The organism is Rhodococcus sp. NPDC079359 (assembly GCF_040702585.1).
In the GTDB taxonomy this organism is placed as follows: Bacteria; Actinomycetota; Actinomycetes; order Mycobacteriales; family Mycobacteriaceae; genus Rhodococcoides.
The window spans coordinates 1,019,087-1,027,538 of the sequence record NZ_JBFBLH010000001.1; the positions used below are offsets into that span (position 1 = coordinate 1,019,087).

Genomic DNA, 8,452 nt, shown 5'->3' on the forward strand with positions numbered 1-8,452 from the left:
CTCCTATCAGGGGGCTGATAAGAGAGGTGAAGCGTGAAAATTGGGCCTGCTACCCACGGGACTTCACGGTAACACCAGTACCTACCTCACCGCCAACGACACGCTCGTTCCGACGACGATCAGCTCGCCGGCGCTCCGACGGTCACGGCGTTCGCGTTCGCTCCGGTGCCGTAGCGGCCCGAGGCACCGTCCAGTTGCTCCGCCAGAGCGAGAACCGTGGTGATTCGCCCTGCTTCACGGTCGACGTTGTCGACTGTGCTGAGAGCGGACGACAGCGCCGAATCTGCTCGCACGACGGCGATGGAACCGTTGCCCTCTGCGGCGCCGGATCGGCCGGCCAGTACCGCCCCTGCACCACGTGAATCCAGAGCGCCTGCGAACCGCGCAACGATGGCACCGCGGTTACCGTCCTCCACGTCCGAGGTGCCGGAACCGGTGACGACCACTGCCAACTGAGCGGGCGCGACGGCACCGTTGTCGTACGCGATGAAGCCGCCGCTGCGCAGTGTCTCGAGCGCCAGCGAGAGTTCCTCTGGAGTCGACTGCGGCTGGGCGGTCTCGGCGTTGAGCAGCAGAACCGAACCCAGCAGGTCTCCGGCGAGACTGCCTTGGTCCACCGCGCCGGTGCGCAACTGCACGCCGGCCGGAATGACATTGGTCAGGCGGGTACGAAGATCGTCGCCGTTCGCAGCGGAGACGAAGGAATCGGTCAGCGACACCCTGCCGGTGACGGTGGCACCCGAAGCCCCGATCGACCGCGTGACTCCGTCCACGTCACCGGGATCGGCATCCGGAGTGGTGATGACCACGACGCTGCGATCGACCAACGTGTCTCGCAACACCCGGCCCGATACCGCAGCGTCGAATCCGTCGGCCGAGTTGAGCTGCTCACCGAGCTGATTGTTGGTCGCCTGCAGATCGTCCACCTGAGTTTCGAGACCGGTCTTGTCGTCTCGGAGGCCCGATACCAGCCCGCTCGAGAGCAGACCCGAGCCGAGCACGATGCCGATGGCCAGTGCCACGAAGACCGCGGCCAGCGAAATGGCATGTTGGCGAAGCGAAATCACGAAAGCAACCCCTGGAACCACAGAGCGAACCGGTTCCACAGATCGATTGCCCAATCCAACGCTTCACCGCCGATGTTGGACACGGCCAGCGCCACGATCACGGCAACGAGCGCAGCCAGAATCAACAGCGCGATCGCACCGCCGGACACGCGGCTGCGGTAGAGCGTCGCAACAGCTTTGGCGTCGACCAGCTTGGCCCCGACCTTCAGACGCGTCATGAACGCGGCCGGATTGGTGTTGCGTCGACCGCGATCGAAGAACTCGTCCAGGCTGGCCGGGCTACCGACCGACACGATGAGTGACGCCCCGTGATGATCGGCCAACAACAGCGCGAGATCGGCAGCGGCACCGGTGGCCGGGAACGTCATGGCACCGATACCGAGATCCTGAATGCGCTCGAGTCCTTGCGCGTGGCCGTCGGAATCCGCCGGAAGCACCACCTCTGCACCACATTTGAGCGTCTGCGCAGTGACGTCCTCGGGATCGCCGACGATCAGATCGGGGCGATGACCTGCCTTCATGGCGGTGTCGGCACCCGCGCCGACACCGATGATGACGGGCGAGTACTCCTTGATGAACGGCTTGAGGTTCTTCAGATCCTCTGCATGCCCGGGACCGTCGGCGACGATCACGACATGGCGACCCTTGAGATCGATGTCGATGTCCGGCACACCGACGCCGTCGATGAGCAGCGGACTTTCGGTTCGGATGAACTCGATCGTGTTGCCCGAGAACGCTTCCAGATGGTCGACCAGACCCGTCTTGGCCTCGATCATCTTGTCCGAGATCTCGGCTTCGCTCTGCTCGTCGCCCTTCGCGAGGCGCCGATCACCGGTGTAGACACCGCCGTCGTTGAGACGAACCTTGGTTCCGTCCTTGATCTTCTTGAAGACCTCGGTGCCGGCCGAGTCGATCAAGGTGATCCCGTTGGCCACGATGGCCTCGGGCCCCAGGTTCGGGTAACGCCCGGAGATCGAGGGCGACGCGTTGACGACCGCGAGCACCCCTGCCTCGACGAGAGCATCAGCGGTCAGGCGGTCCAGGTCGAGCTCGTCGAGCACGACGATGTCACCGGGGCCGACCCGTTTGAGCAGCTTGGCCGTGTTGCGATCCACTCGCGCGATCCCGGTGATTCCGGGCAGCGAATCCTGACTACGTGACAGCAGAGCCGGCATCTTCATGAGAACCATGATGACCCGATCGACACGCCCGACGACGGAGGCGCGCCGAAACAACTACCACACTGATCACATCAGCACCAAAAGTTACAACGCTGCCCGATCGGCGTTTGCGGTGGCCAGCAGCTCCTCGGCATGCGCGCGACCGGTCTCCGTGTCGTCCAGACCCGCGAGCATTCTCGCGAGCTCGACGACGCGTTCCGACGACGACAGCGTCCGAACCCCACTGTTCGCCGCGCCCTTCTTCGCATCGGTCTTGTCGACCACCAGGTGTGTGTCGGCGAATGCTGCGACCTGAGGCAAGTGGGTGACCACGATGACCTGGTGCGTGCGCGCCAACCGGCCGAGTCGACGCCCGACCTCGACGGCCGCGCGACCACCCACTCCGGCGTCGACCTCGTCGAACACCATCGTCGCGCCCTTGTCCGAGCCCGCCAGCACCACTTCGAGTGCCAACATCACCCGCGAGAGCTCACCGCCCGACGCACTCTTGCTGATCGGAAGAGCCTGGGCACCGTCGTGCGCGGACAGCCTGAACTCGACCTCGTCGACGCCATTGCTGCCCGCATGCAGTTCGGCCCCGTCCACGACGATCGGAGCCGTGTCGGACGGACCGGCGGGAAGTGCGCGAACATCGATCTGCAGCTTGGCTTTTCCCATGGCCAAACCCGCCAGCTCGACGCTGACCGCCTTCGAGAGCTTCACAGCGGCCTTGGCCCGAGCCGCACTGAGCTTCGACGCAGCTGCCGCGACGTCGACCGCAGCCGCGTCGACCTTGGCGCTCAACTCGGCGAGCGCGTCGGCCGAGGTGTCGATGTGCGAGAGCCGCTCACGGGCGTCCTCCGCCCAGGCGATGACGCCGTCGACATCGGCGGCGTACTTGCGTGTCAACGACTTCAGCTCGGCCTGCCGGTTCAGGATCGAGTCGAGCGCGCCCGGATCGGACGGCAGATCCGTCAGGTAGGAGGTGAGGTCTGCCCCGATGTCGCCCACGATCGCCATCGCGTCGTTCAGTCGCGGCAGCAGCTCGGTCAGTGCCGCGTCCTCGGCATGTTCGAGGCGAGAGCGAGCCTCGCCCAGCAGATACAGCGCGGACGCCGTGTCCGACGCCTCCTCGGTACTCCCGACCAGCGCCGCCGAAGCACCTTCCGCGGTCTCACGCAGTGAATCGAGATCCCCCAGCCGACGCACATCCTCGGCCACGGAGCGATCCTCACCCGGCTCGGGGGCCAGGGAGTCGATCTCCTGGAGGCCGAACTGCAGCCGATCGGCTTCCTGCGCCAGCTCGCGACTGCGTTCGGTCCGGTCGATCAGCTCGTTGCGCGCGTCGAGCCACGTCTTGCGCGCGGTGCGGTACTTCGAGACGAGGGACGCCACCGCATCCCCGGCGAATCTGTCCAGCGCGCCGAGTTGCTGATCGGGACGCAGCAGACGCAGCTGATCGTTCTGACCGTGCACCGTCAACAAGGAGTCGGTGAAGTTCGACAGCACCGATGCCGGCACACTGCGCCCACCGAGGTGCGCACGAGAACGACCGTCCGAGTTGACGGTACGCACGGCGATGATCGAATTGTCCTCGTCCCGTTGACCTCCCGAGGACTCGAGCACCCTGTCGACGTCGTCGATCACCTGCTCCGACGCGGTGTCGGTACTGAATCGCCCCTCGACCACAGCACGCTGAGCGCCGAGCCGAACCCGGCCTGCGTCGGCGCGGGCACCCGACAACAGGTGCAGACTGGTGACCACCATGGTCTTTCCGGCACCCGTTTCGCCGGTGAGTACGGTCAGCCCCTCGTGAAACTGTGCGCTGGCACCGGATATGACTCCGAGGCTGTCGATCCGAATCTCTTCGAGCATCCCTACCTCGCTCTCCCCCGCCACCCGGTCACGGGCAGTTCGAATTTCTTGACCATGCGATCGGCGAACGGTGCCGAATCGAGCCGAACCCACTTGATCGGTGACGCTCCCCGAACCACCTCGACGCGAGCGCCGGCAGGCAGGCTCAATGTGCGCCTGCCATCGCAGAATACGAATCCCGCGTGACCGCCGGCATCGATCTCGATCGCAACGATCGACTCGGGACTGGTGACCAGTGGACGTGCGAACAGAGCATGTGCGTTGCTCGGAATGACCAATATCGCTTCGAGCTCGGGCCAGACCACAGGCCCTCCGGCCGAGAACGCATAGGCCGTCGAGCCCGTAGGTGTGGAGACCAGGACGCCGTCGCACCCGAAAGCCGACACCGGTCGACCGTCGACTTCGAGGACCACCTCGAGCACTCCGAGCCGTGACCCGTTCTCGATGCTGGCCTCGTTCAGTGCCCAACCACGATCGACCACCTGGTCGCCGACGCGAATCGCAATGTCCAGTGTCATGCGTTGCTCGATGCGGTAGTCCCCGGCAATGACGCGGGCCAGGGCATCTTCCAGATGGTCGGCTTCGGCCTCCGCCAGGAACCCGACATGGCCGAGGTTGATGCCGAGCACCGGTATGGACGCTCCTCGCGCGAGTTCGGCTGCGCGTAGGAAGGTCCCGTCACCGCCGAGAACCAGGACCATTTCGCAACCGGCGGCTGCGTCCGGTCCGAACTCGACGACGTTCAGTTTCATGTCCGCGACGAACACGTGGTCGTGTTCCTCGGTATCGGAGGCTTCGATCTTCGACGGCTCGACCTCGTCCACGAGCACGCGAAGACAGATGCCCGCTTCGTCGAATACCTTGCCCACGCGGCGCGCGGTTTCGGCGATGTCCGGTCGACCAGGATGGGCGACGAGAAGAATCTCTCGAGTCGACTCCCGTTCCGGTGCTGCGTGGGACGGAGTCACTGTGGTCCTTCCTCGATCGCGAGCCGGACGAGATCCGTGATGTCTGCGCGAGGCGAGTCCTCGTCTGCACCTGCCCTCAGCCACAAAAAGTACTCGACGTTGCCCGACGGCCCCGGCAGCGGGCTCGCCGCCACCGCGCGAACAGTCAGATCCAAGCCGACGGCCGCGTTCGCAACATCCTCCACGGCCTCGGCTCGCAGTGCCGGATCTCGCACCACGCCACCGGAACCCACGCGATCCTTGCCGACCTCGAACTGCGGTTTGACCATCAACACCATGTCGGTACCCGGCTTCGAGCATGCGACGAGTGCGGGAAGAACCAGCTTCAACGAGATGAACGACAGATCTGCGACGATGACGTCGACAGGTCCACCGATCGTGTCGGCGTCGATCGACCGGACGTTGGTGCGGTCGATGACGTGAACGCGGTCGTCGGACTGCAGACGCCACACCAGCTGCCCGTATCCCACATCCACGGCAACGACCTCGCGCACTCCACGGCTGAGAAGAACATCTGTGAACCCACCGGTGGACGCCCCGGCGTCCAGACAACGAGCCTGCTCGACGGTCAACCCGAGCGGCTCGAAGGCGTCGAGGGCACCGAGCAACTTGTGCGCCCCGCGGGAGGCCCACGAGATCTCGTTGTCTTCTTCGGCCACCAACAGCGGTGTGCCCGGTTCCACCGCGGTCGCGGGCTTCGAGGCCACCGTCCCGGCGATCTTCACCCGACCCGCTTCGATCAACTCCGAAGCGTGCTCGCGAGATCGGGCGAGTCCACGACGAACCAATTCGGCGTCGACACGTGCGCGACGAGCCATGTCAGGTCTTGTCGACGGTGTTCAGGGCACGAACGAGTACCTCGTGCGCTCGGTCGAGCAGACTCGCATCGCGTGCCAAGGCCTCGGAGTCCACGGCTTCGGATCCCTCGTCGTCCGCCGACTCGATGGTGAGCTGATTCAGCAGCGAACCGACCTCGGTGCGAATAGTGTCCGGATCTGCCGACGACTCGTCGACGACACCGCTCGGCCGGTGCTGTCCTGGTAGTGGAATAGGCGCGCTCATCGCCACTCACGCTATCGGATGGGTCCGACGAACGCCCGATCGCCGCCGCTCGCCGAACCCTGCTGTCGAACGCAGCCTCAACAGCCGAGGAGCGAACGCAGATCGCCGAGTCGATCTCCCTCGAAGTGAACGTCCGAGAACGTCGAACCGGACCAGGCGACGTGCAGTGTGGCGAGCGCCCCCTCGAACGCATCCGGCACACCGTCCCCGCTGTACTGCACGGAAAGCACCTCGTTCTCGATGCCGACCGTCCAACCGGTCTTGCTGCCGACGCTCGACGACATCTCGTCCTTGTTGAGGACTCCGAGATCGGGGCCGATGTGAGTCGGGCGCAAATGCCGAGGAGCATGCAACAACTCCGCAGCGGTACTCACGCCGGTCAATACCAGCAGCGACGGCAGATCGATTTCGTTCGCTCCGGCGATGTCGGTGTCGAGTCTGTCTCCGACGACCAGTGCCGAACGTGCTCCGCTGCGCTCGATGGCGTCGTGCATGATCGGGGCGGCGGGCTTGCCTGCCACGATCGGCTCGATCTCGGTGGCGTTGCGAACCGCTGCGACCATCGAGCCGTTCCCCAGAACGAGTCCCCGCTCGGTCGGCAGGGTTGCGTCGATGTTCGTTGCCACCCACAGTGCACCTGCACGGATGGCGAGGACAGCCTCGGCAAGAATCTTCCAGCCTGTATCGACCGAATGCCCCTGCACCACCGCGACCGGATGGTCGTCGGCAGATCTCACCGGCTCGAGACCTACCTTGGTGATCTCGTTCGCCAACGCGTCGGTACCGACGACGAGCACGCGGGAACCTGGGTCCAACTTGTCCGCCAACACACGGGCACCGGCCTCGGAACTGGTGACGACGAACTCTGCCGTGGTGTCGAACCCGAGACCACGCAGATGTTCGGCAACGTCCTCGGGGGCACGACTGGCATTGTTGGTGACGAAGTACTGCTTTTCCGTACCACCCGACAGCGCTTCTACTGCACCGGGAATGGGGTCCTTGCCTGCGTACACGGTGCCGTCGAGGTCGAGCAGCAGAACGTCATGGAGGTCGCGTAGCGCGGTCACTGACCGCCTCCGGACAACTCCTCGACCCGCTCTTCTGCATCGGTCTCACCATCGACATCGGCTGCAGCGGCATTGAGGAACCACTTCACACCCTCGTCGACGCGACCCGCCGCAACCAGCGCATCTGCGTAGACGTAGAACAAGCGAGCGGCAGCCGTGCCCGAGCGCGACGCGTCGAGATCGGGGGTCTGCAGTGTGACGACGGCCTGGTCGTACTGGTTCAGATCCATTCGAGCACCTGCCACGACGATCCGAAGCTCCGACGCTTCCTCGCCGGTCAACTCACGAGCCTCGTCACTGCGACCGAGTTCGATGGCGCGCTCGGGGCGTCCGAGTCCGCGCTCGCAGTCGGCCATCACAGCGATCAGGCCCGGTCCGCCAGCCATGCGTCGGGCGGCGCGAAGCTCGGACAGCGCTTCGGCCCACTCACCGGCGTGGTACGCCGCGATACCAGCGGTTTCACGCACTACGGCGATGCGGCCGGCGCGCTGACGAGCAGCGCGCGCATGCAGCAGCGCCAACTGGGGATCGTCGTCCAGCAGCCTGCTGGTCATCACGAGGTGACGAGCGACGGCGGTTGCGTTGTTCTTGTCCAAGCTCAACAGGTCTCGACGCACTGCTGGTTCGAGCTGTCCGGCCTCGACCTCGTCGGGCAGATCCGGCTCTTCTGGACGTGGTGGTCGACGGTCCGACGGTGCGCTGTTTCCGCGACGATCGCCGGAGAACCCACCTTCACCGCCACGTCTGCGGGGAGGACCGTCCGAACGACGCGGGTCTCCGCGGCGGTCCTGAGCGCGGGGATTGCGGTCTCGGGACTCGCTCGGGCGGTTGCCGCCGTCCCCACGGGACGGGCGACGATCGTTGTTGTCTTCCGACACGGGCGTCCTTTCGGATTTCGGTACAAACGCAAAAAGGGGACCCACCAAGTGGGTCCCCTTCTTACAACGGGTGTTCGGCGGTGTCCTACTCTCCCACACCCTGTCGAGTGCAGTACCATCGGCGCTGGAGGGCTTAGCTTCCGGGTTCGGAATGGGACCGGGCGTTTCCCCTCCGCTATGGCCGCCGTAACTCTGCGAAACAAAGTCACACGGAACATCAGCGGTGCCACCTGATCAAGATCGGTGACGTACTGGTTCATTCAATTGTGTTGTGCTGAAACGTGTGTTGTTTCAGATATTGCACAGTGGACGCGTAGCTTCTTTGTGGTAAGTCCTCGGCCTATTAGTACCAGTCACCTGCATCGGTTACCCGAC

At 64.9% G+C, this 8,452-nt stretch carries 8 protein-coding genes and 1 rRNA gene; all 9 read right to left on the minus strand.

What is annotated here, in order from left to right:
* Positions 1-119: 119 nt before the first annotated feature.
* The 9 genes from AB0362_RS04625 to rrf all read right to left on the minus strand — a co-directional run bounded on the left by AB0362_RS04625 (position 120) and on the right by rrf (position 8,266).
* Complete coding sequence (locus AB0362_RS04625) at positions 120-1,067, minus strand: copper transporter (protein ID WP_094632063.1); 948 nt, start codon at positions 1,065-1,067, stop codon at positions 120-122.
* Entirely contained in the window at positions 1,064-2,248 is a 1,185-nt protein-coding gene (steA, locus tag AB0362_RS04630) for a putative cytokinetic ring protein SteA (RefSeq protein ID WP_149405666.1), read from the minus strand. The genes AB0362_RS04625 and steA overlap by 4 nt, the downstream gene beginning before the upstream one ends.
* 84 nt (positions 2,249-2,332) lie before the next feature.
* Positions 2,333-4,102: a DNA repair protein RecN gene (gene recN, locus AB0362_RS04635; protein WP_317784993.1), complete on the minus strand. Its 1,770-nt coding sequence runs from the start codon at positions 4,100-4,102 to the stop codon at positions 2,333-2,335.
* A gap of 2 nt (positions 4,103-4,104) precedes the next feature.
* Positions 4,105-5,070, minus strand: coding sequence for an NAD kinase (locus tag AB0362_RS04640; protein WP_149405664.1), 966 nt, complete (start codon positions 5,068-5,070; stop codon positions 4,105-4,107).
* A complete protein-coding gene (locus AB0362_RS04645; protein ID WP_366234958.1) occupies positions 5,067-5,888 on the minus strand; it encodes a TlyA family RNA methyltransferase in 822 nt (273 codons plus the stop codon). Before AB0362_RS04645 ends, AB0362_RS04640 begins: the two co-directional genes overlap by 4 nt.
* 1 nt (position 5,889) lies before the next feature.
* Positions 5,890-6,132, minus strand: coding sequence for a hypothetical protein (locus tag AB0362_RS04650; protein ID WP_068050998.1), 243 nt, complete (start codon positions 6,130-6,132; stop codon positions 5,890-5,892).
* Positions 6,133-6,209: 77 nt separating this feature from the next.
* Positions 6,210-7,199 carry an HAD-IIA family hydrolase gene (locus AB0362_RS04655; RefSeq protein ID WP_366234959.1) on the minus strand — a complete coding sequence of 330 codons (990 nt, stop codon included), beginning with the start codon at positions 7,197-7,199 and terminating at the stop codon, positions 6,210-6,212.
* The gene (locus AB0362_RS04660; protein ID WP_094641563.1) at positions 7,196-8,077 is read right to left on the minus strand and encodes a M48 family metallopeptidase; all 882 of its coding nucleotides are present in this window, start codon (positions 8,075-8,077) and stop codon (positions 7,196-7,198) included. Before AB0362_RS04660 ends, AB0362_RS04655 begins: the two co-directional genes overlap by 4 nt.
* A 72-nt stretch (positions 8,078-8,149) precedes the next feature.
* Positions 8,150-8,266 (minus strand): 5S ribosomal RNA (rrf, locus tag AB0362_RS04665).
* Positions 8,267-8,452: the final 186 nt, after the last annotated feature.